The following is a 25,001-nucleotide window of genomic DNA, read 5'->3' as shown; positions in this document are numbered from 1 at the left end:
CGGACCTGGCAGCACGCGGCCCAGGATAGGGGGCGGCCACCGGAACACGAAGGCGCCGGGGGTGGGGGAGCGTGTCAGGCAGGGACGGGATCGCATGGCTCCCACCCTCCGGTCCCGCAGCCGTGCCGGACATCGTCCCGCGGTGCCGTCCCCTCTGGTGCGCACGCACCGGACGGGCACACGGCCTGGTGCGGACGCACTACACGCGGGCAGTGGCGCCCGCACGCGGGCACCGCGAACGCCCGAGGGCCCGTCTCCGGATCGGAGACGGGCCCTCGGGGTGGTACGGCGCGGTGCCTCAGTAGCGGCGCGTGATCAGCGCACGCTTCACCTCGGCGATCGCCTTGGTGACCTCGATACCGCGCGGGCAGGCGTCCGTGCAGTTGAACGTGGTGCGGCAACGCCACACGCCGTCCTTGTCGTTGAGGATCTCCAGGCGCTGCTCGCCGGCCTCGTCACGCGAGTCGAAGATGAAACGGTGCGCGTTGACGATCGCGGCCGGGCCGAAGTACTGGCCGTCGTTCCAGAACACCGGGCACGACGAGGTGCACGCGGCGCACAGGATGCACTTGGTCGTGTCGTCGAAGCGCTCGCGGTCCTCGGCGGACTGCAGCCGCTCACGCGTGGGCTCGTTGGTGTCCTTCGTGATCAGGAAGGGCATCACGTCCCGGTACGCCTGGAAGAACGGCTCCATGTCCACGACCAGGTCCTTCAGGACCGTCAGGCCCTTGATGGCCTCGACCGTGATCGGCTTCTCGGGGTTGATGTCCTTGATCAGCGTCTTGCACGCCAGGCGGTTCTTGCCGTTGATCCGCATGGCGTCGGAGCCGCAGATGCCGTGGGCGCAGGAACGGCGGAAGGTCAGGGTGCCGTCCAGGTCCCACTTGATCTTGTGCAGCGCGTCGAGGACGCGCTCCTTGGGGTCGATCTCCAGCTGGAAGTCTTCCCAGGTCGCCTCCGCGGAGACCTCCGGGTTGAACCGGCGGATCCGCAGGGTGACGGTGATGTAGGGGGAGTCGGCGAAGCCGGGCTCGGGGGAGCCGGCCGCGTCCGCCTTGTCCAGTACGGGGGTAGCCATCAGTACTTACGCTCCATCGGCTGGTAGCGGGTCTGGACGACCGGCTTGTAGTCCAGACGGACGGTCTCGGTGCCGTCGGCGCCGACCTCGCGGTACGCCATCGTGTGGCGCATGAAGTTGACGTCGTCGCGGTTCGGGTAGTCCTCGCGGTAGTGACCGCCGCGGGACTCCTTGCGGGCCAGCGCGGACACGGCCATGACCTCGGCCAGGTCCAGCAGGTTGCCCAGCTCGACCGCCTCCAGCAGGTCGGTGTTGAACCGCTTGCCCTTGTCCTGGATGGCGACGTTCTTGTAGCGCTCGCGCAGCTCGGCGATCTTCTCGACCGCCGTCTTGATGGTCTGCTCGGTGCGGAACACCATGACGTTGGCGTCCATGGTCTCCTGCAGCTCGCGGCGCAGCTCGGCCACCCGCTCGTTGCCGGTGGAGGAACGCAGCCGCTCGATCTGGCCGACCACGAACGACTCCGGGGCCTCCGGCAGCTCGACGAAGTCCGCGGTCTGCGCGTACTCCGCGGCGGCGATGCCGGCCCGCTTGCCGAACACGTTGATGTCCAGCAGCGAGTTGGTGCCCAGACGGTTGGCGCCGTGCACCGACACGCAGGCCACCTCGCCGGCCGCGTACAGGCCGGGGACGACCGTGGTGTTGTCCGCGAGGACCTCACCCTTGACGTTGGTCGGGATGCCGCCCATCGCGTAGTGCGCGGTGGGCTGGATCGGGATCGGGTCCGTGTAGGGCTCGATGCCGAGGTAGGTCCGCGCGAACTCCGTGATGTCGGGCAGCTTGGCGTCCAGCTGCTCCGGCGGGAGGTGCGTGAGGTCCAGGTAGACGTGGTCGCCCTCGGGACCGCAGCCGCGGCCCTCGCGGATCTCCGTGTAGATGGAGCGGGAGACGACGTCACGCGAGGCGAGGTCCTTCATGACCGGCGCGTACTTCTCCATGAAGCGCTCGCCGTCCTTGTTGCGCAGGATGCCGCCCTCACCGCGGGCGCCCTCCGTGAGCAGGATGCCCATGCGCCAGATGCCGGTCGGGTGGAACTGGAAGAACTCCATGTCCTCCAGCGGCAGGCCCCGGCGGTACACGGCGGCCTGGCCGTCACCGGTCAGGGTGTGCGCGTTGGACGTCACCTTGAAGAACTTGCCGGTGCCGCCGGACGCGTAGATCACGGACTTTGCCTGGAAGATGTGGATCTCGCCGGTCGCCAGCTCGTACGCCACGACGCCGGACGACTTCTTGACGCCGTCGACCTCGGTGATCAGCTGGTCCAGGACGTAGAACTCGTTGAAGAACTCCACGCCCTCCTTGACGCAGTTCTGGTACAGCGTCTGGAGGATCATGTGGCCGGTGCGGTCCGCGGCGTAGCAGGACCGGCGGACCGGGGCCTCGCCGTGGTTGCGGGAGTGGCCGCCGAAGCGGCGCTGGTCGATGGTGCCGTTCGGCGTGCGGTTGAACGGCAGGCCCATCTTCTCCAGGTCGAGGACGGAGTCGATGGCCTCCTTCGCCAGGATCTCGGCGGCGTCCTGGTCGACCAGGTAGTCACCGCCCTTGACCGTGTCGAAGGTGTGCCACTCCCAGTTGTCCTCCTCCACGTTGGCCAGCGCGGCGGCCATGCCGCCCTGCGCTGCGCCCGTGTGGGAGCGGGTGGGGTAGAGCTTGGTCAGCACGGCGGTGCGGCTGCGCTTCGTCGACTCGATGGCGGCGCGCATACCGGCGCCACCGGCGCCGACGATGACTGTGTCGTACTTGTGGATCTTCACTGATCTCGCCTCACTGCGGGGCTTTGTCGGAGACGGTGGTGCGAGCATCGGCCGGGGGTCCGGGGGTCGTCCCCCGGGAAATGCAGCATGATTCTCGCAGCCCCGTGCCTAGCGGATGTTCGGGTCGAAGGTGAAGATCACCAGCGTGCCCAGCAGGATGGTGAACACCGTGGCCGTGTAGAGCAGGCCCTTCAGCCACAGGCGGGTGTTCGGCCGCTCGGCGTAGTCGTTGATGACCGTGCGCAGGCCGTTGGCGCCGTGCAGCATCGCCAGCCACAGCATCGCCAGGTCCCATACCTGCCAGAAGGGGCTCGCCCAGCGGCCCGCCACGAAGGCGAAGCCGATCTTGGAGACACCGCCGTCGAGCACCAGCTGGATCAGCAGGTGGCCGATGACCAGCACGACCAGGACGACACCGGACAGACGCATGAACAGCCACGCGGCCAGCTCGAAGTTGCCGCGGGTGCTCTTCGGGGTCTTCTTGGTCCGCTTGCGCGGGGGCTCGATGACCGGCGCCGGGTTGTCGACGGAGTACGGCGAGGCGCCTTCGACGGGGCCGACGCCCGAGGCGGAGGTTTCAGTCGTGGACATCTGCGTCAGCTCCCGAACAGTTCACGAGCGGCGTGGCCGAGGACGGGGTAGATCGCCCCGAGCATCAGCACGATCCACACGGCGACGACGGTCCAGAGCATCTGCTTCTGGTACCGGGCGCCCTTGATCCAGAAGTCGACGGCGATGACACGCAGGCCGTTGAGCGCGTGGAAGAGGATGGCGGCCACCAGGCCGTACTCCAGCAGCGCGACGATCGGCGTCTTGTACGTGGCCACGACCTCGTCGTAGGCCTCCGGGGACACTCGCACGAGAGCGGTGTCCAGCACGTGAACGAACAGGAAGAAGAAGATGAGGACGCCGGTGACTCGGTGAGCCACCCAGGACCACATTCCTTCCCGGCCGCGGTACAGCGTTCCAGCCGGCACGGAAATTTCCTCCGGGAGCGGGGATTGGGGCCGCGCCGGCTTTCCTTGTCGGTCGGGCCCGGCCGGGTACGGTCCACCGGCCCCCAGCATGGTAGCGACGGTTGCCTGCGGCGCTTACGGGGGGCCTGCCGGTGTGATCAAACTTGCACCCGAAAAGGGGGGCCGTGGTGGGGCCGCGGCCACCGGCAAGGGGGTTTTGCGGTTATTTGCCGGGTGTTGCGGTCCGGAGGCCGGTCGCGCCGTTCCCCACGCCCCCCAGGGCGTTGCTCAGACGCTCCCTGGCGAGGAGGCGGAGCTGGTCTCGGGTGACCGTGTGTTCTTCCTCGGGATCGTTCGCCAATCGTGACCGGATGTTCTCCAGGACGCGGTCGAGGGCCTCGTTCTCGGGGACGCCGTCCAGGCAGAGGACGAAGACGTGGCCGAACTTGGCCTCGTAGGCCGCGTGGGCGGCGTTCAGGGCGGTGTGGGCCGCCGAATAGGTGTCCTCGGGTAGCGGGGGGAGGGGCTCGGAGGCCAGGGCCTCGGTGATCTCCTCCGGCGAGAGGTCGTAGGCCGCCTCGTCCGCGGCGGCCAGGAGGGAGGCCGTGTCGGGGTAGGGGCGGTGGCCGGCCAGCAGGCGGGCCCAGCGCAGGCTGTGCAGGCAGGACAGCAGGGCGCGCTCGGCGTCCGGCCCGGGAGCGTCGTTGAACCACTCCAGCGGGGACGGGGTTCCGGGCGTGCCGCGGGACTGTTCGGGTATGGCGACTCGGCCGGGGAGGTCTGGGAGTCGGTGCGCAGGCAGCGTGGGTCCTCGTGGGCGTCGCGTGAGTGTCGTTGGCAGATGCTGTGAGAGTTGTGACGTCACGTTATCGAGTGAGTCCGAGACGTGTCCGATCGGTACCCCCATTTCACCCGGACGGCAGAGTTTGAGAACGGCTCGTGGACGCTTCTCACTCGAACGGGTCGTACGTTGGCAGGGTGAGTCGGCACAGGCAGCACGGTCAGCGCAGGCGCGGTCCCGGCGCGGAGGCGACGGCGAGGCGGCGGAGGATCACCGCCGTCGCGGTGGCCGTGGGGGCGGTGGTGGTGGCCTCCGGCGTGGGACTCGGCCTGTGGGCCTCGGGGGACGACGGCGGCCCGGCGGCCGCGCCCTCCTCGCCGACGCCGACGCCGAGCCCCACCCGCAGCTACCCGCTGTCCGAGGCGCCGCGGACCATACCCGCCGTGCGCGAGCACACCGCCGAGCGCGGCCCCGGCTGGCGGCCCGTCCCCGGGCACCGGGTGGTCGTGTCCGACCCGGCCCTCGCCGACGAGGGCCGGCTGACCGCCGAGGAACTGGGCCTGACGTACGCGGGGGAGAGGGACGACGAGCGGCCCGGCGACGTGCGCCTGGAGCTCAACCGCGACTCCGGCGCGAACCCGGAGTCGTACACCCTGACCGTGCGCGGCGGGCGGGTCACCGTCAGCGGGCCGGGGGAGGCGGGCGTCTTCTACGGAACCCGCACCCTCAAGCAGGAGATACGCGGGGCCGGCGCCGCCCCCGAGGGCGTGGTCCGCGACGAACCCGCCAAGCCGCGGCGCGGCATGATGCTGGACATCGCGCGCAAGCACTACGACGCCGGCTGGATAGAGGACCGCATACGCGAGCTGGGCGACCTGAAGTACAACGAGATCGGTCTGCACTTCTCCGACGACCAGGGCTTCCGCATCGAGTCCGACTCGCACCCGGAGATCGTGTCCGAGGACCACCTGACCAAGGCGCAGGTCCGGAAGATCGTCGAGCTGGCGGAGAGCCGGCACATCACCGTCGTCCCCGAGGTCGACTCGCCCGGACACCTCGGCGCCGTCATCGACGCCCACCCCGACCTCCAGCTGCGCAAGGCGAACGGCGAGGCCGTGCGCGGCGCCATCGACATCGCGAACCCGGACTCCGCCCGGATCGTCGACGACCTGCTGGACGAGTACGCCGGTCTCTTCCCCGGCGGCCAATGGCATCTCGGCGGCGACGAGTACCAGGCCCTCGTCGTCACCGACCCCGAGGCGACCTTCCCCGGCCTCGCCGCCGCGGCCCGCGAGAAGTACGGCTCCGGCGCCACCGTCGAGGACCTGACCACCGGCTGGCTCAACGACCGCGCCGCCACCGTCCGCGCCAACGGCCGCGTCCCCCGCGCCTGGAACGACGGCTTCTTCCCCGGCGGGTCCGTCCAGGCCGACGAGGGGATCCGGGTCGCCTACTGGACCGGCAAGGAGATCGGCGCGCGCAAGCCCGCCGAGTACCTGGCCGAGGGCCGCGAGGTGATCAACTACAACGACGAGTTCCTTTACTACGTCCTCGGCGAGCCGCTCACCTTCGTCTACCCGACCGGCGAGCGCATCTACGAACAGTGGACCCCGCGGGTGCTGCGCGGCACCGAGCCCGTCCCCGCCGAGTACGACCGGCAGATCCTCGGCGGCTCCTTCGCCGTCTGGGGCGACCTGCCCCGCTCCCAGACCCAGGAGCAGGTCGCGGCCGGCATCCGGATGCCGCTGCGGGCCCTCGCCCAGAAGCTGTGGGACGCGGGCGAACCCACGCTGTCCTGGGCCGAGTTCCGCACCCTGGCGGGCCGGCTCGGCTGACGTATTGCCGCGAACGCCTGCGAACCCCCGTACGGCTGTGGTGATGTTCTGGGCGAGCCGACGGCTCGGCGCGCCGGGCCGGGAACCGACACACGGGGGGACACCGGCACATGGGCTACTGGGGTTATTTCGTCGTGGGCCGCGCGGAGCAGCCGCTGACCGCACTGGACGCGCTGGCCGGTGCGGCCGGGGAGCTGACCCTGCGCACCGAGGCCCCGGACGGCTGGCAGGTGTGGGAACTGCCGGGCCACGAGGGCGAGCTGGGCAGCATGAACGAACTCGCGAAGGAGACGGGCGCGCCCGCGCTGTTCGGCTACGTGATGGCCGGCGAGTGCGTGGCCGTGGAGGCCGCGTCCCCCGAGAGCGGGGTGTGGACGGCCTGCCTCGGCCGGGACGTGATGGCCGGGTACCTCGACGGGCGCCAGGAGGGCCTCACCGTCGACGACTACTTCCTGGAGCCGGCCGACGCGGCCGAGCGGGCCGTCTTCTGGGCCGAGGAGGCCGGGCGCGAGGTCGCCGCCGAGGATGTCCTGGAGGTGCTGACCGCCGACCCCGGTCCGATGGCCGAAAACGGTTTCTTCCGGCTGCTCGACCGGTTGCGCGTGGTGCCCGAGTGACACTCCCGGCTTGTCGCACGCAGTAAGGGGAAATGCGGGCTCCGTGAGGTACGGCGCCCGTCAAGGCCTCATCAGGGGCCTGCGGAACCCGCAGAGGGAGGCGTGGATGAGCCTGGAGGAACTGATCGCACAGGCCGACGAGCGCGGACTGGCCGTCAGCGGAGTGGCTTGTTTGGATCGGTGCGTGCCGCTCCTGGGTGGTGACGACGAGGCGCTGCGGCCGCTGTGGGGCACCCTCGCCGGGGGTCCCTCCGACGGCGACTGGGGCGAGGTGCTCCAGCAGACGCGCGAGAAGCTGGACGCGGCGGCGGGCGAGGCCGCGGGCGCATGCGCCGACGAGGCGGCGGAGCTGGCGCGGGGCATGCTCGCCACGGCTCCCCCGGACCGGTCCGGGACGGCGCTGCGGCGGTGGGCCGACGGGTGCTCGGCCGACGCGCTGCGGATCCACCTGCTGCTGGACGGCGCGGGCGACGCCGACGCCACCGGCCTGGCGGCCGCCTGCCGTGAGGGCCGTACGGACGGGCTGTCGCCGCTGCTCGCCGCGGAACTGCGGCGGCAGACCGCCGTCCTGGAACTCGTCGCCGCCCACGGAGCGGCCGGGCTGCGCGGCGCGCTCGAGGTCTCCACGGAGGGGCGTCGGGTGCTGCGCGCGGCGGTCTCGCGCCGCAGCCGGCGGGACGCCTGACACCCCCTTCTCCTGTTCCGGCTCCAGGACATGCGGCGACGGCCCTGTGAGTGTTCTGGGGCGGTCGTGCACCCGTTGTGGGAAACCGCGGGATCGGGGTGACGAAACGCTTCGCCGCAGCGCTCTCCAGAGTGTGACGACTGCGACGACTGTGACGACACAGCAGGAGACCAGGCCCTCGGCGGCGACGAAGCCGGTCCGCTGGGCGGCGGACGCGGTGGCGGCGATGCGTGAGGGCGCACGGATGCGCCTCGACTACTCGGCGCGCAGTCTGTGGAGCGTCGACCGGGTGATCGAGGACATCCGCCGTGAGTCGGCTCCGTATGCCGCCGTGGAGCTGGTGCTGCGCGGTTTCGGGGCCTACGCGGGCGAGGTGATCGTGCGTCAGGCCGGCGGCGAGTGGTGGGCCTCCGGCGGCGACCACTGGGTCCGCACCCCCGACGGCCGGCTCTGGGACCCCATCGACGAGGCCCGCCGCTGCTACACCCAGGACGGCTCGCTCCGGCTCCTGTGCCGGGACGCGACGACGGGGGCGCGGCCGGACTGAGCCCTGCCGGTCGGCCCCGGGAATGTCCGGGGTGGTGCGTCGCCGGGGGCGTGCGGGGCCCGTGAGAGGCCTGGGACGTGCGTTGACCTGTGACACTTTGGCCGCCCTGCACGCTGAGGTCGCTGGGGGTGTGACACGGCGGACGTGCACACGCCATGCGAGGCGCATCGCGCTCGGTACGGACGAGGACGGTTCTTGGGCCACGGAGGGGAATCCCGCCGCACGCAGGCGTTCGACGGGGATCTGGGCGACGCCGTCGCGCGCGCCCAGCAGGGCGACGAGGCCGCGTTCGCCGTGGCCTACCGGCTCGTGCAGCCCGGACTCCTCGCGTACGTCAGGGGACTGGTCGGCGCCGACGCCGAGGACGTGATGTCCGACGCCTGGCTGGAGATCGCCCGCGACCTCGGCCGGTTCAAGGGCGACGGCGCCGGGTTCCGCGGCTGGACGGCCACCATCGCCCGGCACCGCGCCCTGGACCATCTGCGCCGCCAGCGCGTACGCCCCCGTGCGTCCGCACTGGAGCAGGACCTCCTGGAGCTGCCCGCCCCGCACAGCACGCACGACCAGGCGATGGAGGCCATGTCCACCGAGCAGGCCCTCGCCCTCGTCGGCCGGCTGCCCCGGGACCAGGCCGAGGCGGTGCTGCTGCGCGTCGTCGTGGGCCTCGACGGGCCCGCTGCCGCCCGCGTGCTCGGCAAGCGGCCGGGCGCCGTGCGGACGGCCGCGCACCGGGGTCTGCGGCGCCTGGCGCGGCAGCTCGCGGCCGACGGTGTGACGGATGAGGCGCCCAGGACGCTGGGTGAGTCGACGTGACCGCGGGCCGGAACGGCGGTCACGCCGCACGGCACGGCCTCGGCGGCCGCTGCGGCGGCTGAACGGGCCGGGCGGACGGAACGTATCCGTCTGTCCGGGGCCCGCACGGCACTCCCGCTGGTGGGAGGGGGTGCGCCGTCCGGCGGGCCTCGGACACGGGGCCGCGGGGCCGGCGGACGGAACAGGACAGGCCGGACAGGCCGGACGCGATCGAGCAGGGACGGAAACGGACATGGGTGAACGGCAGAGCGACGGCGGGCGGGCCGGCCGCCGGCGTGTGCACCCAGAGCGTTCCGCGTGCCCTGCGGGTGCGACGGCCGCGTCCGGGCGTGCCGTACCCGTCTCCGTCGAGGGGCCGGCCGGTGACACGGCCCGGCTGGAGGCGCTGCTCGTCGCCGCCCTGGTGCGTGACGGCGTGGACACCGGGGCCGAGCAGCGGGCCGTCGCCGCGTTCGTGGCCGCCCGGGAGTCGGGGGCGTATGGCGCGCGCACCCGCCGCCGGGACGACTGGCGGGCCTCTCGACGGCGGTTCGGCGGGCGGTCGCTGCGGGCGACGCTGGGCGCCCTGGTCGCGGGCTGTGCCCTCAGTGGGGTGGCCTGGGCCGGGATCCAGGCGGCGGGAACCCAGGGCGGAGGGCGGTCCGAGGACACCGGGCCGGCCCGGACGCCGTCCGCGAGCTCGGCGCCTGTCGTGCCGGACGCCTCCGGTGCCTCCGGCGCCGGTGGGATCCCGGAGGGGTCGGCGTCCGCCGCGGAGGCGGGGCGTGACGGTGCGTGGCGCGGCTCGGGGCCGGCGGAGGCCGCGGGGTCCGCCGGGGACGTCGAGGCGCAGTGCCGGGCGTACGAGAGGGTCGCCGGGCGGGGGCGGGTGCTGGACGCCCCGGTCTGGGAGCGGCTGGTCGCGGCGGCGGGAGGCGCGGGCCGGGTCGAGGCGTACTGCGCGGGACGCGATGGGGACGGGCTGCCCACGGCTTCTGTGCCGGCGCCGGTGAGTGTTCCTCCCGTGCCGGAGGAAGAAGCGGGTGTCGGCCGTCCCACGCGGGAGACGGCCGGTGCCGGACCCTCCGGCGAGGGCAAGGGGAGGGGCGAAGGCGAGGGTGAGGGTGCCGGGCGGAAGCCCTGACGGGTGACGTGGGTCGCCTGGGCGGAGGCGGCTGCGCCGTCCGGCGCGTGCGGGGTGCTGTCGCGCCCGCCCTCCCCGCTCCCGGCTTCGCTCGAGCGGGGGACCCCCGTCGCCCTGAGCGGCACGCCTGCCGGCGGGGGAGCCTGAGGCGCCGTCACATGTGTTCGCGGAGACGGCCGGGGCCGCCACCCCCCACAGGAGAGGCCCCGGCCGTCGCGCGGTACGGGCCGCGCGCGACCCGTATCTTCTACAGCGCCGGGCATGCGTTTTCTGTCACACGTCCCGTGCCACGAGTTAGTTGCGTCTTGTACGGTCATGGACGGGGAGCGGTTTCAGGTCGTAACGTGCCTTTCGCGCCAGGCCGCGGGAGGCAAACGACCACAACCTCCGCGAGCGGCCTTGAGACCGCAACGACCGATTGAGCAATGACGACGGCGAGCAACCCGGTCCGCGAGAGCGGCGCCGGCTTAGGCGCAGAAGGGCGCACGCGTGCTGGGGGACGACGCGGAGCTGACCGCCGCGGTGCGCGCGGCACAGGACGGGGACGAGACCGCGTTCCGGACCGTGTACCGCGCAGTGCACCCGCGGCTGCTCGGGTACGTCCGGACACTGGTCGGCGAGCACGACGCCGAGGACGTCACGTCCGAGGCCTGGCTGCAGGTCGCCCGTGACCTGGAGCGGTTCTCCGGCGACGCGGACCGCTTCCGCGGCTGGGCCGCCCGTATCGCCCGCAACCGCGCGCTCGACCACATCCGCATGCGCGGCCGCCGCCCGGCGATAGGCGGCGACGAGACCGAGCTCACCGGACGGCCCGCCGAGTCCGACACGGCCGGCGAGGCGATCGAGGCGCTCGCCACCGACGGCGCCTTCAGCCTGATCTCCCGGCTTCCTCAGGACCAGGCCGAGGCGGTCGTCCTGCGCGTGGTCGTCGGCCTCGACGCCAAGACGGCCGCGCAGACCCTGGGCAAGCGCCCGGGCGCCGTACGGACGGCCGCGCACCGCGGCCTGCGCCGCCTCGCCGAACTGCTCGGCGACGATCCGGACGGCCATCCGGAATCCGCGGGTGTGCTCGACGCCCTTCCACCCCAGAGAGAACCCCGCCGTCGTACGGTGACGTCCGCGAGTGTGACGCAGTTGCGAGCGCGGACGCAGAAGGACTTGTGATGGCCGATGAGCGGTACAGGTGGCTGGACGCGGAGGCGGCGGAGCGCCTGCTGAACGGTGAGTCGCCCAGGGCTGCCGATCCACCCGCCGGTGACCAGGCCGAACAACTCGCAGAAGTGCTCCGTGCGCTTTCCGCGCCTCCGCCCACGGCCGAGGGGGGACTTCCCGGGGAGGCGGCCGCGCTGGCCGCCTTCCGCAAGTCGAGGGACGAACGGACAGGACAGGCCGACTCGGCCCCGCACACCGGTCACGGCGCCGGCACCGGGGACTCCGACGTCGGCCTGATCCGTCTCGGGGCCCCGCGCACCGGCCGTGACGGAACGCCCGGCGGAGCCCGCAGGCCGCGTCCCGCCCGGCTCGTGCTGGCCGCCGCGCTGGTCGCCGGCATGGTCGGCGGCACCGCCGTGCTGGCCGGTACCGGGCTGCTGCCCAGCCCCTTCGACGACTCCCGCTCCGGCCCGGCGGGCGCCGCCACGGCCACGCACCCCCAGCGCCCGCTGATCTCCCCGCCCGCCCAGGGCGTCACCCCGGACGACCGTCGTCAGGACGACCCCGCCGACGGGGACCGTGACGGCGCCCAGGGCGGCGAGGATCCCGGCCGCGCACCCGCGGCCCCGGCGCCCGGCGAGGGCAAGGCCGCCCACGGCGCCCGCTGGAAACTCGTCGTCTCCGCGTGCCGGTCCTGGCACCAGGGCCGGCCGGTGAACGGTGAACGCCGTCGCGCCCTGCACGAGGCGGCCGGCGGCGCCTCCCGCGTCGCCGCCTACTGCCGCGGCGTCACTGCCCAGGAGGGCGCCGGAACCAAGGACGGCACGGCCGGCAAGGGCGACAAGGGCGCCGGGGGCGGCATGCACGACGCCGAGACGCGGCTCGACGCCGACAAGGGCGAACAGCAGGACACCCTCCCGGGCCGGGGCGCCGGCCGCCCGGACACCGGCGACGACGGTGAGGGCAAGGGCAAGGGCGACAACGGCAACGGCACGGGGAACGGGAAGGGCAACGGGAACGGCGGCGGTCGCGGCCCCAAGGACTCCGGCACCGACGACCACCCCTCCAAGGGCCAGGGCAACGGGAACGGGAACGGCAACGGAAACGGCAAGGGCAACGGAAACGGCAAGGGCAACGGAAACGGCAAGGGCAACGGAAACGGCACGCAGGACTAGCGAGCGGACAGGCGTCTCCGTCACCCGTCTGACCTGCACAAACGCCCCCGCGTCCCCCTTACGTACCGACCGGTGTGACACTTCCGGCCCTCATGACGCAGTACTGAGTGAGCCGACTGGTCATCGGCCGTAGCACTGAGCCGGGGTTCCCCCCGTACCCACGGCTCGTGCACCTGGCGCGGGCGGGACACGTTCCCCCGGTCCCGCCCGCGCCCCTCTCTCCTCAGGTCACATCGCCCACTTCAGGTCTCACCAGTGGACGACGACCTTGTCGCCGTCCCGCACCTGCTCGTACAGCCGCGCGATCGCGTCCTCGTCGCGTACGTTCACACAGCCGTGCGAGGCGCCCGCGTAGCCCCGGGCGGCGAAGTCGGACGAGTAGTGCACCGCCTGTCCGCCGCTGAAGAACATCGCGTACGGCATCGGCGAGTCGTACAGCGTGGAGACGTGGTGCCGGGACTTCCAGTAGACGCGGAAGACGCCCTCGCGGGTCGGCGTGTACTCGGAGCCGAAGCGGACCGGCATCGTGGACACCGTCCGGCCGTCGACCATCCAGCGCAGGGTGCGGCTGGACTTGCTGATGCACATCACCCGGCCGGTCATGCACCGCGGGTCGGGCTGGTCGGCCGGCTGGCCGCCCATCAGATACAGGTCCCAGCGGCCCGGCTCCCGTGTCATCGCCAGCAGCCGCTGCCAGGTCACCGTGTCCGTCACGCCCGTCTCCGGCAGACCGCGCTTGCCCTGGAAGCCGCGGACCGCCTCCGCGGTCAGGTCGTCGTAGGTGCCGGTGGGGCCGTGGAAGATCCAGGCGATCTGCCGCAGCCGCGCCTGGAGTTCACGGACGTCCCGCCCTTCGTCGCCCGGCGACCACAGCACGCGGGCCGGCGTCGGACTGCTGGACGGCTTCGCGGACGAAGCGGACGGCGACGGCTTCGCGGGCTCTTCCGGTGTCCGGCTCGGCGACGCGGGCCCGTCCGGCGCGTCCGGCACGTCCGGCGTCCGGGACGGCACCTCGACCCGCACCGGCGGGGCGCCCTTCCCGTCCGCACCGGCCGGCTGCACCGTGCACCCGGCCGCACCCACGGCCGCCGCGCCCAGTACGGCCAGCACGGCTATGCCTTTCCTCCCCATGGCTTCCCCGCGCACCTCGGTCCCCCCCGTCGTCCCGCCGCACCGGTCCCGCCCGGTCGTCACCCGGTGTTTCTACCCCGGACGTGACCGGAGCGGAACAAGGAGGCACGGTGGGGAGTGACCGGATGTGACGGCCGCCGGGAAAAGGCCTTGTGAGCGGGGTCCCACGGGTGTTGTGAGGAAGGTCCCAGCGTGTGACCCTCCACCAGGCAGCACGCGCACCGCTACAGTCCGTCGAAGGGTCGGCCTGTACTGGTGAGTAACTGGCCAGTGACCGGCGATCGGATCGAGCAACGCTGCTCAGCGGGAGGCAAGCACATCATGGCGCGTGAGTCGGAGTCCGGACTGCCCATCGAACCGGTCTACGGGCCGGAGACCCTCGAGGGCTGGGACCCGGCCGGGAAGCTGGGCGAGCCGGGCTCGTACCCGTTCACGCGGGGCGTGTACCCGACGATGTACACGGGCCGTCCCTGGACGATGCGCCAGTACGCCGGTTTCGGCACGGCGACGGAGTCCAACGCCCGCTACAAGCAGCTGATCGCGAACGGCACGATGGGTCTGTCGGTCGCGTTCGACCTGCCCACCCAGATGGGCCACGACTCCGACGCGCCGATCGCCTCGGGCGAGGTCGGCAAGGTGGGTGTGGCCATCGACTCGATCGACGACATGCGGGTGTTGTTCGGCGGGATCCCGCTGGACAAGGTGTCCACGTCGATGACGATCAACGCGCCGGCCGCGCTGCTGCTGCTCCTGTACCAACTGGTCGCCGAGGAGCAGGGCGTCCCGGCGGACAAGCTGACCGGCACGATCCAGAACGACGTGCTGAAGGAGTACATCGCCCGCGGCACCTACATCTTCCCGCCGAAGCCGTCGCTGCGGCTGATCGCCGACATCTTCAAGTACTGCAGGGCCGAGATCCCGAAGTGGAACACGATCTCGATCTCCGGCTACCACATGGCGGAGGCGGGTGCCTCGCCCGCGCAGGAGATCGCGTTCACCCTCGCCGACGGCATCGAGTACGTCCGCACCGCCGTCGCGGCCGGGATGGACGTCGACGACTTCGCCCCGCGTCTGTCGTTCTTCTTCGTGGCCCGCACCACGATCCTGGAGGAGGTCGCCAAGTTCCGTGCGGCCCGCCGGATCTGGGCGCGGGTGATGAAGGAGGAGTTCGGGGCGAAGAACCCCAAGTCGCTGATGCTGCGCTTCCACACGCAGACGGCCGGGGTGCAGCTGACGGCCCAGCAGCCCGAGGTGAACCTGGTGCGCGTCGCCGTGCAGGGCCTGGCGGCGGTGCTCGGCGGCACGCAGTCGCTGCACACCAACTCCTTCGACGAGGCGATCGCGCTGCCGACGGACAAGTCCGCCCGGCTCGCCCTTCGTACCCAGCAGGTCCTCGCCTACGAGACCGACGTGACCGCCACGGTCGACCCCTTCGCCGGCTCCTACGTCATCGAGAAGATGACCGACGACGTCGAGGCCGCCGCGATGGAGCTGATGGAGAAGGTCGAGGACCTCGGCGGCGCGGTCAACGCCATCGAGCGCGGTTTCCAGAAGAACGAGATCGAGCGCTCCGCCTACCGCATCGCCCAGGAGACCGACTCCGGCGAGCGGGTCGTGGTCGGCGTCAACCGCTTCCAGCTCGACGAGGAGGAGCCCTACGAGCCGCTCCGCGTCGACCCGGCCATCGAGGCCCAGCAGGCCGAGCGCCTCGCCGAGCTGCGCGCCGGACGTGACCAGGAGGCGGTCGACACGGCGCTCGCCGCGCTGAGGAAGGCGGCCGAGGGCGAGGACAACGTCCTCTACCCGATGAAGGACGCCCTGAAGGCACGCGCCACGGTCGGCGAGGTCTGCAACGCCCTGCGCGAGGTGTGGGGGACGTACGTTCCGAGCGACGCCTTCTAGAGGTCGTTCTCGCAGGCCGAGACGGGAGCGAGGAGTGTCGCACGGCGTGCGACACTCCTTGCCATGTTCGGTGTCGTCGACCTTCCCACCTACCTCGCGGGCCTGGTGCTGATCATCCTGCTGCCCGGGCCCAACTCGCTGTACGTCCTGTCCGTCGCCGCCCGCCGCGGGGTGCGCTCCGGCTACACGGCCGCCGCCGGCGTCTGGTGCGGGGACGCCGTCCTGATGACGCTTTCGGCCGCCGGTGTCGCCTCCCTGCTCCAGGCGAACGCCGTGCTGTTCGGCATCGTGAAGTACGCCGGCGCCGGCTATCTGGCGTGGCTGGCCGTCGGGATGCTGCGCGCCGCGTGGGGCATGTGGCGCACCCGCGGGGAGGAGAGCGCGCAGGAGGCTCCCGCCGCCGAGGCTGCCGGTGAGCGTCCGTTCCGCCGGGCGCTGGTCGTCAGCCTGCTGAACCCGAAGGCGATCCTGTTCTTCATCGCCTTCTTCGTGCAGTTCGTCGACCCGGCCTACGCCTATCCGGCGCTGTCCTTCGTGGTGCTGGGGGCGCTCGCGCAGATCGCCAGCGTGCTCTACCTCAGCGCGCTGATCTTCAGCGGCACCCGGCTCGCCGCCGCGTTCCGCCGTCGCCGCCGGCTGTCGGCGGGCGCCACCTCGGCGGCGGGCGCCCTCTTCCTGGGCTTCGCGGCGAAGCTGTCCACGGCGAGCGCGTAGGGCGCACGCGGGTCGGCGTACGCGTCTCGGCCCACGCGGACGTGCCGTCAGCGCGTCCCGCACCGGGCCAGGTAGGCGCCGAGGCCGTCCGGGGTGTCCCCGGCCCAGCCCACGTAGCCGTCCGGGCGGACCAGGAACAGGCCTGTGCCGTACGTCCGGTGGGACGGGCCGCGCACGAGCCGCACGCCCGCGGGCGGTTCGGGGGCGTCCGCGCCCAGCGCCAGCAGGGTCCAGTGCGGGCCGCGGAAGGCGTCGAAGAGGCGTGTGCCCTCGACTCGGCCGTCCGGGGCCCGGTCGCCCGCGCGCACCGGTCCCGGCTCGGTGCGGGTCTCCGCGCTGAGCGAGGAGTCCCGGTAGCCGAGGTCCAGTTGCAGGGTGGCTCCGCCGCGCTTCGCCTCGCCCCGGTGGATGCGTGTGGACAGGCCGAGCATGTCCGCGGCGACGGCCCGCCGCTCCTCCTCGTAGCTGTCGAGGAGGGACGGGTCCGCCCCGTCGGACAGCACCGCGCCGAGCTTCCAGCCCAGGTTGTAGGCGTCCTGCACGGAGGTGTTGAGGCCCTGGCCGCCTGCCGGGGAGTGCACGTGCGCCGCGTCGCCCGCCAGGAGCACCCGGTCCGCGCGGAAGTGGTCGGCGAGCGCGGCGCGCGGCCGGAAGTCGGAGGCCCACAGGACCTCGGTGACGTCCTCGGCGGTGAGGTGGGTGCGGGCGGCCACGACCTGCCGTACGGCGTCGGGGGAGAGGTCCACCCGGGTGCTCCGGGAGAACCGGGCGACCAGCTGGAAGTCGCTGGTGCCGGCGAGCGGGCAGAGGGTGAGGAACTCGTCGCGGCCCTCGCGGGGCGGGAACATGTGCCACCAGTCCCGGTCCAGGCCGGCGACCCGCACGTCCGCCACCAGCATCGGCAGCGGGTCGACGGCCTCGCCGGTCATGCCGGTGCCGACCGCCCGGCGCACCGCGGACCGTCCTCCGTCGGCTGCCACGAGGTACCGGGCGCGCAACGGCGGACCGGCGGCGAAGTGGGCGGTCACGCCGTCCTCGTCCTGGGTGACGTCCATGACCTCGCGGCCGTAGGCGATCTTGCCGCCCAGTTCCTCCAGGCGGTCCCGCAGGATCCGCTGGGTGCGCCACTGCGGCACCATCCAGCCCTCGTACGGGGCCTCCTCGGTGGTCTCCACCGGGTCCATCAGGCGGTGCTCGCCGAGCTGCTCGCCGTCGCGCCAGAGCATGCCGACCGGGTAGCGGCCGCCGCCCGCCCGGACGGCGTCCAGGACGCCGAGGTCGTCGAAGACCTCCATGGTGCGCGGCTGGAGGCCCTTGCCGCGCGATCCGGGGAACAGCCCGTCCTCCCGTTCCACGACCAGTGCCGGGACCCCGCGCCGGGCGAGGTCGATGCCGAGGGTGAGTCCGGTCGGCCCTGCGCCCACGATCAGGACATGGGTGTCGCTCATGATCCGCCTCCTTAACGGTGTTAAGTGACCTGCCGCCCTGAGAGTCTCCCTAACGGTGTTAAGTTGTCAAGTGTGAGCACGGAACGACGCGCGCCGCTGGACCGCCGACGGGTTGCCGAGACGGCGCTGAGACTGCTGAACGAGGTCGGCCTCGACGGGCTGACGCTGCGCGCCATCGCCAAGGAGCTCGACGTCAAGGCGCCCGCCCTGTACTGGCACTTCAAGGACAAGCAGGCGCTGCTGGACGAGATGGCGACCGAGATGTTCCGCCGGATGACCGACGGGGTCCAACTCGCCGCCGACGACAGGTGGCAGGAGCGGCTGCTCAGGAGCAACCGGGTGCTGCGGCGGACGCTGCTCGCCTACCGCGACGGCGCGAAGGTGTTCAGCGGCACGCGCTTCACCGGCCTGGAGCACGCGGACCAGCAGGAGGCGGGCCTCCGGCTGCTCACGTCCGCGGGTCTCAGCCTGACCCAGGCGGCCCGGGCGCTGCAGACGACGTTCCTGTACACGCTCGGGTTCGTCGCCGAGGAGCAGGGGGTCGAGCCGGTGCCGGGCGAGCGTCGCGAGGGCTTCGACGTGGAGGCCCGTGCCCGCCTGATGGCGGACCACCCGCTTGCCGCGGAGGCGGGGGCGGCGCTCTTCGGCGACTACGACGAACAGTTCGAGGAGGGCCTCGCCCTGATCGTCGCCGGCATCGAGTCCCGCTACGGGGTGAACTGAGCGGGGTGGGGGATCGTCGCGCAGTTCCCCGCGCCCCTGGGTGGGTCGTCCGACCCGCGGACTCAGAGGCTGACGGTGCCCGTTGCCACCGTTCGCGCAGTTCCCCGCGCCCCTTGCGGCACACTGCCCGACCGGCACCGCGAGGGGCGCGGGGAACTGCGTGACCGGCCCCCGCCGACCCGCGGTCGAAGTCGGCCCCGTGCCCTGGTCGGCGCGATCGGGGGGCGCGGGGAACTGCGCGTCGAGCCCGCACTGGGCGTCGGTCGAGTGGTACTGGGCGTGAAGTCGCCCTAGGGGGCGCGGGGAACTGCGTGACCAGCCCCCGCCGACCCGCGGTCGAAGTCGGTCCCCCGCCCGGCCGGCGCGTCGCCTACCGCCTGCCGCCCCGGCGGACCGCCCGCCCCACCCTCCGTTTCGCCCGCGCAGCGCGAACCCTCGCCCGGGTACCCGGGCTGCTGCCCGGGAGACCGAGCTCGGCCAGGCGCAGGGCCGGGAAATACGGCGCGGGACTGCCCGCGAGATGGTCGCGCAGCCACGCCTCCGCGGATGCCCGCAGCGCCGGATACGTCCGGGGCTGCATGCAGAACCCCATCGTCCGCATCAGCGGCTCCAGCGACGCGGGCGACGCGCCCAGCACCGTCGGTGTCTCGTCCCGTTCCAGGTCCGGGACCAGGTGGTCGACCAGGGCCAGCGGTATCCGGTTGCTGTTCTCGTAGGGCCGCAGGCGGTCCAGGACCAGCGCCGTCCCCACCCGCGCCACGGCCACGCCGTAGTAGGCGGACGCGGTCACCATCGCCGTGGAGAAGCAGCCGACGACCAGCTCCGGGCGGGCATGCTCGTACAGCGTCTCCGCGAGCAGCGGAGCGTCCAGCACCGTGAGCCGTACGCCCGCGTCGGCCGCCGCCTTGTGCAGGGCCGCCGAGTAGCCGGCGGGGGCGGTCGGATGAGGCTTGAAGACGACCGAACGGTGCCCGGCGCGCACCGCCCCGGCGAGCATCCGGACGTGCAGGTCCTCCTCCTCGTCCGCGCCCAGGATGCCGAGCGCCGCGAGGTACTGCCCGAGCAGCACGGCCGTCGGCGCCTCCTCCCGTACGGGCGTGAGCCGCGGGTCGTCCGCCGCCTCCCGGGCCACCTCCCCCAGCACCGCGCGGAAGGCCCCGTCCGGCACGACGACCGGCTCCACGCCGTACTCGGACAGCAGCAGCGGGCGCAGACCGGGCACCAGGTCGAGGTGCAGCAGGCGACGGACGCGCCGGCCCAGTGTCAGCGGCAGCTTCTCCCGGGTCGGGCCGTAGCTCATCAGCCCGTCCGCGTAGACGTCGACGGACGCCTCGGAGAAGATCGCGACCAGCGCACGGGCCGGGTTGGCCTGGATCGACTCGACGGCCAGGTCGACCCGTTCGTCCTCGCCGATGCCCCACAGCAGCCGCAGCGCCCGCTGCCACAGCACCGTGTCGGCGCCGCGCGGCCCCCAGGCGCTCGGGTGGTACGGGCTGATCGCCTCGTTCCAGCTCACCACCTCGTCGAAGCGGGCGGCGAGCGGCCCGTAGCCGTGCATCTCGTCCAGGCGCAGCGCGGTCTCCGGGACGGCGGCGTTCTGCGAGACCAGCAGGATCCGGCGGGCCGACCCGGCCGGTCCGAACAGGCCCGCGTCCAGCGCCGCGGCCAGGGTCGCGGCGCCGTAGAGGGTCGAGACCTGGAAGATCTGGGTCGTTCGGTGCATGGGTCAGGCAGCCTTCCGCCCGTCGCGCAGGCGGCCGAGCAGCCTGCTCCGGGTGCTGTCGAGGGTGGCCAGGGTCTCCTCCAGCGCGTCCTGCGGCATCCGCAGCAGCGCCTCCCGCGCCTCCTGCCGCAGCCGCCGCGCCGCCGACGGTTCGTACGCGTCCGCCTTGCCGAGATGGAAGGCGATCATGGCGCAGTAGGTGCGGACGGCCTTCGGCAGGAAGCGGTCGCACTCCGGGTCGCCCTGTACGTCCCGCAACAGCAGGTCGTAGGCCGGGATGAAGTCGAGCTGGCGGGAGTCCTTGATCTGGGTGAGGGAGGTCGCGACGCCCCGCCGGTAGAACACCCCGTGCAGCCCGAGGGAGGCGTAGCTGCGCGCCGTGAGATGCAGCCGCCAGATCCACAACCTGTCCTCGGCGGTGCGCAGTTCGGTGACGAAGCGCATCCCGCCGTCGTCGAAGAGGTGCCGGCGGTAGACGCCCGCCCAGACGAACGGGTAGTCGACCATGGTCTCCGTGTCGACGGGCGTGATCCCGTCGCGCGGGTCCATCACCGCGTCGCGCACCGGGGCGGGGGGCCGCCTGATCACCCGCTCCGTGCCGGTGACCTGCACATGGTCGGTGCGGGCGAAGTCGCAGCCCAGCTCGTCCATCGCCCGCACCAGCGCGGCGAGATGACCGGGCCCGTACCAGTCGTCGCCGTCGAGGAACGCCAGGTACTCCCCGCCCGCCGCGTCGATGCCGGAGTTCCGCGCCTGCGCGATGCCCTGGTTGGTGTCGTGCCGGATCACCCGCGCGCCCGGCAGTTTCTCCGCCCACCGGTCGATCAGCCAGGGTGTGGCGTCCGTGGAGCAGTCGTCGACGATCAGGAACTCGACGTCCGGGTGCGCGTTGGCGGCGAGACCGCGCAGGGTGCTCTCCGCGAACGCCTCCACGTCGTGCATCGGGACGACGACGGACAGCTTGGGCACCTGGACCTCTTTCTCGGGCGACGGACGACGGGCGGCGTGTGGCGGATGCGGGCGACGGCTGACGGGTGACGGCACCCGGGCGACGGGGCGCGGCGGCCGGGCGCGGCGGGGCGCACGCGGCCCGGTCGGCGAACGGCCCCCGTATGCGCACTGCCCCGGACGGCGAATCTGCCCCGAGAGGGCGGTCCACCGGTGGCGCCCGGGTGGACACGGGGTGAACAGTCCTCGGCCAACGGCCGACCCGCGGTCGGGCGTTCGTACTCAGACGGCTCCCCACCGGACCGGGCGAGGGTACTCAGCCGCTTCTGAGGGCCTTCGCCCTGCCGGGCCGGCGCCGGCCCCGGCACCCTGGTGACCGGCGGGACGGCCGACGGAGGGGCGGGGCGCATGACGGCCAGGACGTGGCTGGGGATGCTGGCGACCGGAGTGGCACTGCTCGGTCTGACCGGGTGCGGCGCGGCGGACCGGGCGGTGCTCGGCGCGCCCCCGTGCCCCGACGGGCCCGCCGCCCGCCCCGAGCCGCCGGCCGCCCGGCCGGGCGCCGTCTGGGCCTGGGGCCCGATGGACGGGGCCCCCGAGGGAACGGAGACGCCGGCGCCGGTGCCGGGCCTGACCGACGTCGTGTCCGTCGCGGACGGCCGCTTCACCGCCGCCGCGGTCCGCGCCGACGGCACCGTCTGGACCTACGGCACCGACATCAAGGGCTCCCTCGGCCGGGGCACCGTGGAACGCCGTCACCTCGCCACGCCCCAGCAGGTCCCCGGCGTGGACGACGCCCGCGCGGTGTACGCCGTCGGCCCCACCTTCTTCGTCGTACGGCGCGACGGCACCGTGTGGGCCTGGGGCGACGACCGCTTCCTCGTCGGCGCGGGGAAGCGCGACGGACACGCGGGGGTCACCCGGCCGCGAGCCGTGCCCGGGGTGAAGGACGTCGTCTCGGTGGGACCGGGCCCCCTCAACGCCTTCACCGTGCGCTCCGACGGCCGGGTGCAGGGCTGGGGCGTCAACCTCACCCAGGTCCTCGGCGAGTCGAACGGCACCCGGCTCACCACGGTCGACGGGGTCCGCGGGGTCGTCGACGTGGCTCCGGCGGGCGGCGCGGTGGTCGCCGCACGCGCGGACGGGCTGGTCTGCGCGTGGGGGAACAACGCGCACGGCCTGCTGGGCGTCGAGCCGCGGGGCGGCCAGACCGGCCGCCCGGTCCACGTCACCGGGCTGACCGACGTCGTCCAGGTCGCGGGCGGCCACGACACCGCCTACGCCCTGGACCGGGACGGGGTGGTGCACGCCTGGGGCCGGGGCGCCGGGGGAGCGCTGGGCGACGGCGACACCTCGGACCACAGCTCCGCCACCCCGGTGCGCGTGACGGGCCTGCCCCCGGTGCGCAGGATCGCCGCGCACGGCCTCGCGGGCCTGGCCGTCGACGTGCGGGGCGGACTGTGGGTGTGGGGCTCGGGCCTCGCCCTCGACGGCGGCCCCGCCGCCCGCCCGGTGCGCGTCCGTCTCCCCGCCCCGGCCCTGGACCTGTCGGGCCGCCACGTGATCCTGGCGGACGCGGGCGCCTGATCCGCCTCAGCCCCGCACGGTCCTCCGCACCATCCGGGCCGCCCGCCGCGCGGCCCGGTTCCGTGCCAGGAACACCAGCTGCGGCGGCACGCCCCCGGGCAGCCCCAACGCGGTGAGCCGCCGTCGCGGGAACCACCGCCGGTCCCACGCCCCCGCCGCGAGATACCGCTCGGCGTCCGCCCGCAGCGCGGGGTGCACCTGGGGCCGCATGGTGAACGCGAGGGCGCTCAGCAGACCCCGCAGGTCGCCGTCAGGGGGCGCCTGCCCCGGCAGCACCGCCTCCGCCAGCACCAGGGCGACCCGCCGGGGGTGGTGATACGGCCTCAACCCGTCCAGCAGCCGCCGGGTGCCGACGCGTGCGACGGGCAGACCGTAGAGCGCGGACGCAGTGAACACGGCGGCCGACGCGCGGCCGACGACCAGCGCCGGGCGGGACACCTCGTACAGCGCCTCCGCGGGGACGGGCGTGTCCAGGACCGTGAGGTCCACACCCAGGCGGGCCGCCTCCGCCCGCACCGCGCCCGAGTGCCGTGACGGGGACGCGGGATGGGGCGCGAACACCACGTGGTGGTGTCCGCGTCGGACGGCCGTCCGCACCATCTCCGCGTGCAGCGCGTCCTCCTCGCCCGCCGGGTCCGACGGTCGCTCCCCGACGACCAGCGCCGCCCCCTCCGGCACCCCCGTCACCGCCGAGGCGACCTCACCCGTCACCGCGCGGAAGGCGTCCGCCGGAACCACCCGGGCGGGCGCCCCGAACTCGGCGAGCAGCAGCGGAGCCAGACCCGGTATCAGGTCCAGGTGGAGCACCTGCCGCACCCGCGTGCCGATCAGCGGGTCCAGCTTGCCGCGCGTGGGCCCGTAGTCCGCCGGTCCGCCCGCGCACACGTGCAGGGGCGCACCCGTGAACACCCGGGCCACGGCCTGCGCCGGTGGGGTGTCGGGGGCGCCGAGGACCAGCTCCACCCGGTCGTCCCCGAGACCCCACAGCCGCCGCAGGTGCCGCTCCAGCAGCGGCACGTCCTCCGCGCGGGGCGTCCAGGCCGCCGGGTGGAAGGGCCGTATCGCCTCGTTCCAGGACAGCACCGTGTCGAAGCGGGCCCGCAGCCGCGCGAAGCCCGGCACCTCGTCCCAGGGCGGGGCCGCCTCCGGGACCGGCGCGTCGTCGCACACCAGCAGCACCCGCCGCCCCGCCTCCGGCAGCAGCCCCGCCTCGACCGCTGCGGCCATCAGCACCACCGCCGACGTGCTGTTCGCGCAGAACACCTGCGCACCGGCCGCCCTCACCTGGCCCCCCTCCCCGCGCGCAGGGGCGCCCTCCGCAGCCGTCGCAGCCGCGCCGCCCGTCCCGCGTCCATCGAGTCCAGCACCCCGTCCAGCACGTCCCGCGGCAGCCGCCGCAGCGCGTCCGCGCACAGCGCCCGCAGCCGCGCGGCCACCGCCCGCTCGAACTTGTCCCGCTCGGCCAGGTGACGGTCGATCACCGCGCAGTAGGTCCGCACCGCCTTCGGCAGCAGCCGGTCCGCGTCCGGGTCCGCCGCCGTCTCCGCCACCACCCGGTCGAAGGCGGGCACGAAGTCCAGCTGCCGCTCGTCGCCGACGCGGGTGAGGGAGGAGGCGACGCCCTTCCGGTAGAACACGCCCAGCAGGCCCACCACGGCGAACGACTCCGCCTCCCGGTGCAGCCGCCAGATCCACGGCCGGTCCTCCGCCGTGCGCAGTCCGTCCGGGAAGTGCAGCAACCCCCGCTCCAGCAGCCGCCGGTGATAGACACCGGCCCACGCCTGCGGGTGGTCCACCGCGGTCGTCCGGTCGGCGGGCAGGATCGCCGCCCGCGGGTCCAGCACCTCGTCCCGCAGCCCCACCGGCACCCGGCGCACGGACCGGGCGCGCCCGGTGACCCGGACGTGGTCCGTGCGCAGGAAGTCGCAGCCCAGTCCCTCCGCCGCCGCCACCAGCCGGGGCAGATACCCGGGGGCGTACCAGTCGTCGCCGTCCAGGAAGGTCAGGTACTCGCCCTCCGCCACGTCCAGTCCGGCGTTGCGCGCGGTGGCGATCCCGCCGGGGCGCTCACGGCGGAGGACACGGACCCGCGCGAGCCGGGACAGCTCCTCGGCGGCCCGCTCCACGAGGTCCGGAGTGTCGTCCTCCGAACCGTCGTCGACCAGAACGAACTGGAAATCCGGGCGGGCATTCGCGCGCAGACTTCTCAGCGCGTCCGGCGCGTACGGCCGGACGTCACGGAAAGGGACGATCACGGAAAGCTTCGGCACCCGGAAAACTCTAGAAGGCCGCCCGCCGCGCCTTCTTTC

Annotated in this window: 23 protein-coding genes; 12 read left to right on the top strand and 11 right to left on the bottom strand. The window is 73.3% G+C overall.

Annotated features, from left to right (window positions below; genetic code table 11):
• Window positions 1–298 precede the first annotated feature (298 nt).
• The 5 genes from ACF1AG_RS11115 to ACF1AG_RS11095 form a co-directional block, all read right to left on the bottom strand.
• The gene (locus ACF1AG_RS11115; RefSeq protein WP_033272340.1) at window positions 299–1,078 is read right to left on the bottom strand and encodes a succinate dehydrogenase iron-sulfur subunit; all 780 of its coding nucleotides are present in this window, start codon (window positions 1,076–1,078) and stop codon (window positions 299–301) included.
• The gene (gene sdhA / locus ACF1AG_RS11110) at window positions 1,078–2,832 is read right to left on the bottom strand and encodes a succinate dehydrogenase flavoprotein subunit (RefSeq protein WP_033272339.1); all 1,755 of its coding nucleotides are present in this window, start codon (window positions 2,830–2,832) and stop codon (window positions 1,078–1,080) included. The genes ACF1AG_RS11115 and sdhA overlap by 1 nt, the downstream gene beginning before the upstream one ends.
• Before the next feature lie 108 nt (window positions 2,833–2,940).
• On the bottom strand, window positions 2,941–3,423 hold the full coding sequence (locus tag ACF1AG_RS11105) for a succinate dehydrogenase hydrophobic membrane anchor subunit (RefSeq protein WP_033272338.1): 483 nt from the start codon (window positions 3,421–3,423) through the stop codon (window positions 2,941–2,943).
• 5 nt (window positions 3,424–3,428) lie between these two features.
• A complete protein-coding gene (gene sdhC, locus ACF1AG_RS11100) occupies window positions 3,429–3,809 on the bottom strand; it encodes a succinate dehydrogenase, cytochrome b556 subunit (RefSeq protein ID WP_093769371.1) in 381 nt (126 codons plus the stop codon).
• Window positions 3,810–4,011: 202 nt separating this feature from the next.
• Window positions 4,012–4,653 carry a 2-oxo-4-hydroxy-4-carboxy-5-ureidoimidazoline decarboxylase gene (locus tag ACF1AG_RS11095; RefSeq protein WP_359602054.1) on the bottom strand — a complete coding sequence of 214 codons (642 nt, stop codon included), beginning with the start codon at window positions 4,651–4,653 and terminating at the stop codon, window positions 4,012–4,014.
• A gap of 200 nt (window positions 4,654–4,853) precedes the next feature.
• On the opposite strand from ACF1AG_RS11095, the gene ACF1AG_RS11090 reads away from it, so the two are divergent.
• From ACF1AG_RS11090 to ACF1AG_RS11055, 8 genes are all read left to right on the top strand, one after another.
• Complete coding sequence (locus ACF1AG_RS11090; protein ID WP_359602069.1) at window positions 4,854–6,404, top strand: glycoside hydrolase family 20 protein; 1,551 nt, start codon at window positions 4,854–4,856, stop codon at window positions 6,402–6,404.
• 110 nt (window positions 6,405–6,514) lie between these two features.
• Complete coding sequence (locus ACF1AG_RS11085; protein ID WP_391809639.1) at window positions 6,515–7,021, top strand: hypothetical protein; 507 nt, start codon at window positions 6,515–6,517, stop codon at window positions 7,019–7,021.
• Window positions 7,022–7,127: 106 nt separating this feature from the next.
• Window positions 7,128–7,706, top strand: coding sequence for a hypothetical protein (locus ACF1AG_RS11080; protein WP_359602056.1), 579 nt, complete (start codon window positions 7,128–7,130; stop codon window positions 7,704–7,706).
• A 151-nt stretch (window positions 7,707–7,857) separates the two neighbouring features.
• Window positions 7,858–8,253, top strand: a complete 396-nt coding sequence (locus tag ACF1AG_RS11075) for a hypothetical protein (RefSeq protein ID WP_359602057.1) — start codon at window positions 7,858–7,860, stop codon at window positions 8,251–8,253.
• Window positions 8,254–8,448: 195 nt separating this feature from the next.
• A complete protein-coding gene (locus tag ACF1AG_RS11070; protein WP_387794980.1) occupies window positions 8,449–9,066 on the top strand; it encodes an RNA polymerase sigma factor in 618 nt (205 codons plus the stop codon).
• A 232-nt stretch (window positions 9,067–9,298) separates the two neighbouring features.
• Entirely contained in the window at window positions 9,299–10,189 is an 891-nt protein-coding gene (locus tag ACF1AG_RS11065) for a hypothetical protein (protein ID WP_391809638.1), read from the top strand.
• A gap of 489 nt (window positions 10,190–10,678) precedes the next feature.
• The gene (locus ACF1AG_RS11060; RefSeq protein ID WP_359602060.1) at window positions 10,679–11,353 is read left to right on the top strand and encodes an RNA polymerase sigma factor; all 675 of its coding nucleotides are present in this window, start codon (window positions 10,679–10,681) and stop codon (window positions 11,351–11,353) included.
• Window positions 11,353–12,516, top strand: coding sequence for a hypothetical protein (locus tag ACF1AG_RS11055; RefSeq protein WP_391809637.1), 1,164 nt, complete (start codon window positions 11,353–11,355; stop codon window positions 12,514–12,516). The genes ACF1AG_RS11060 and ACF1AG_RS11055 overlap by 1 nt, the downstream gene beginning before the upstream one ends.
• Window positions 12,517–12,765: 249 nt before the next feature.
• Here ACF1AG_RS11055 and ACF1AG_RS11050 read toward each other — a convergent pair whose 3' ends face one another.
• On the bottom strand, window positions 12,766–13,647 hold the full coding sequence (locus ACF1AG_RS11050) for a L,D-transpeptidase family protein (protein WP_359602062.1): 882 nt from the start codon (window positions 13,645–13,647) through the stop codon (window positions 12,766–12,768).
• Between the two features lie 321 nt (window positions 13,648–13,968).
• Here ACF1AG_RS11050 and ACF1AG_RS11045 point away from each other — a divergent pair, with 321 nt between their 5' ends.
• Both ACF1AG_RS11045 and leuE read left to right on the top strand, forming a co-directional pair.
• On the top strand, window positions 13,969–15,549 hold the full coding sequence (locus ACF1AG_RS11045; protein ID WP_359602063.1) for a methylmalonyl-CoA mutase family protein: 1,581 nt from the start codon (window positions 13,969–13,971) through the stop codon (window positions 15,547–15,549).
• A 63-nt stretch (window positions 15,550–15,612) separates the two neighbouring features.
• Window positions 15,613–16,263 carry a leucine efflux protein LeuE gene (gene leuE, locus ACF1AG_RS11040; protein ID WP_359602064.1) on the top strand — a complete coding sequence of 217 codons (651 nt, stop codon included), beginning with the start codon at window positions 15,613–15,615 and terminating at the stop codon, window positions 16,261–16,263.
• Window positions 16,264–16,310: 47 nt separating this feature from the next.
• Here the strand turns inward: leuE and ACF1AG_RS11035 are convergent, their stop codons facing one another.
• Window positions 16,311–17,711: an FAD-dependent monooxygenase gene (locus tag ACF1AG_RS11035; RefSeq protein ID WP_359602065.1), complete on the bottom strand. Its 1,401-nt coding sequence runs from the start codon at window positions 17,709–17,711 to the stop codon at window positions 16,311–16,313.
• 72 nt (window positions 17,712–17,783) lie between these two features.
• Between ACF1AG_RS11035 and ACF1AG_RS11030 the strand changes: the two genes are divergently transcribed.
• Window positions 17,784–18,434, top strand: a complete 651-nt coding sequence (locus tag ACF1AG_RS11030; RefSeq protein ID WP_359602066.1) for a TetR/AcrR family transcriptional regulator C-terminal domain-containing protein — start codon at window positions 17,784–17,786, stop codon at window positions 18,432–18,434.
• Between the two features lie 370 nt (window positions 18,435–18,804).
• Here the strand turns inward: ACF1AG_RS11030 and ACF1AG_RS11025 are convergent, their stop codons facing one another.
• Together ACF1AG_RS11025 and ACF1AG_RS11020 are read right to left on the bottom strand one after the other, a co-directional pair.
• Window positions 18,805–20,157 (bottom strand): polysialyltransferase family glycosyltransferase, encoded by a 1,353-nt coding sequence (locus ACF1AG_RS11025; protein ID WP_359744023.1) that lies wholly within the window; start codon window positions 20,155–20,157, stop codon window positions 18,805–18,807.
• 3 nt (window positions 20,158–20,160) lie between these two features.
• On the bottom strand, window positions 20,161–21,126 hold the full coding sequence (locus ACF1AG_RS11020) for a glycosyltransferase family 2 protein (protein ID WP_359606278.1): 966 nt from the start codon (window positions 21,124–21,126) through the stop codon (window positions 20,161–20,163).
• A gap of 387 nt (window positions 21,127–21,513) precedes the next feature.
• On the opposite strand from ACF1AG_RS11020, the gene ACF1AG_RS11015 reads away from it, so the two are divergent.
• Complete coding sequence (locus tag ACF1AG_RS11015; RefSeq protein WP_359606280.1) at window positions 21,514–22,692, top strand: RCC1 repeat domain-containing protein; 1,179 nt, start codon at window positions 21,514–21,516, stop codon at window positions 22,690–22,692.
• 6 nt (window positions 22,693–22,698) lie between these two features.
• Here ACF1AG_RS11015 and ACF1AG_RS11010 read toward each other — a convergent pair whose 3' ends face one another.
• Complete coding sequence (locus ACF1AG_RS11010; protein ID WP_391809636.1) at window positions 22,699–23,976, bottom strand: polysialyltransferase family glycosyltransferase; 1,278 nt, start codon at window positions 23,974–23,976, stop codon at window positions 22,699–22,701.
• A complete protein-coding gene (locus ACF1AG_RS11005; protein WP_391809635.1) occupies window positions 23,973–24,962 on the bottom strand; it encodes a glycosyltransferase family 2 protein in 990 nt (329 codons plus the stop codon). Before ACF1AG_RS11005 ends, ACF1AG_RS11010 begins: the two co-directional genes overlap by 4 nt.
• Window positions 24,963–25,001: the final 39 nt, after the last annotated feature.

Origin of the sequence: Streptomyces sp. NPDC014764, assembly GCF_043082785.1 — a bacterium.
Taxonomy (GTDB): domain Bacteria; phylum Actinomycetota; class Actinomycetes; order Streptomycetales; family Streptomycetaceae; genus Streptomyces; species Streptomyces althioticus.
Note: the sequence above shows the minus strand (reverse complement) of the source record. Positions and strands in the feature narration are given on the sequence as shown.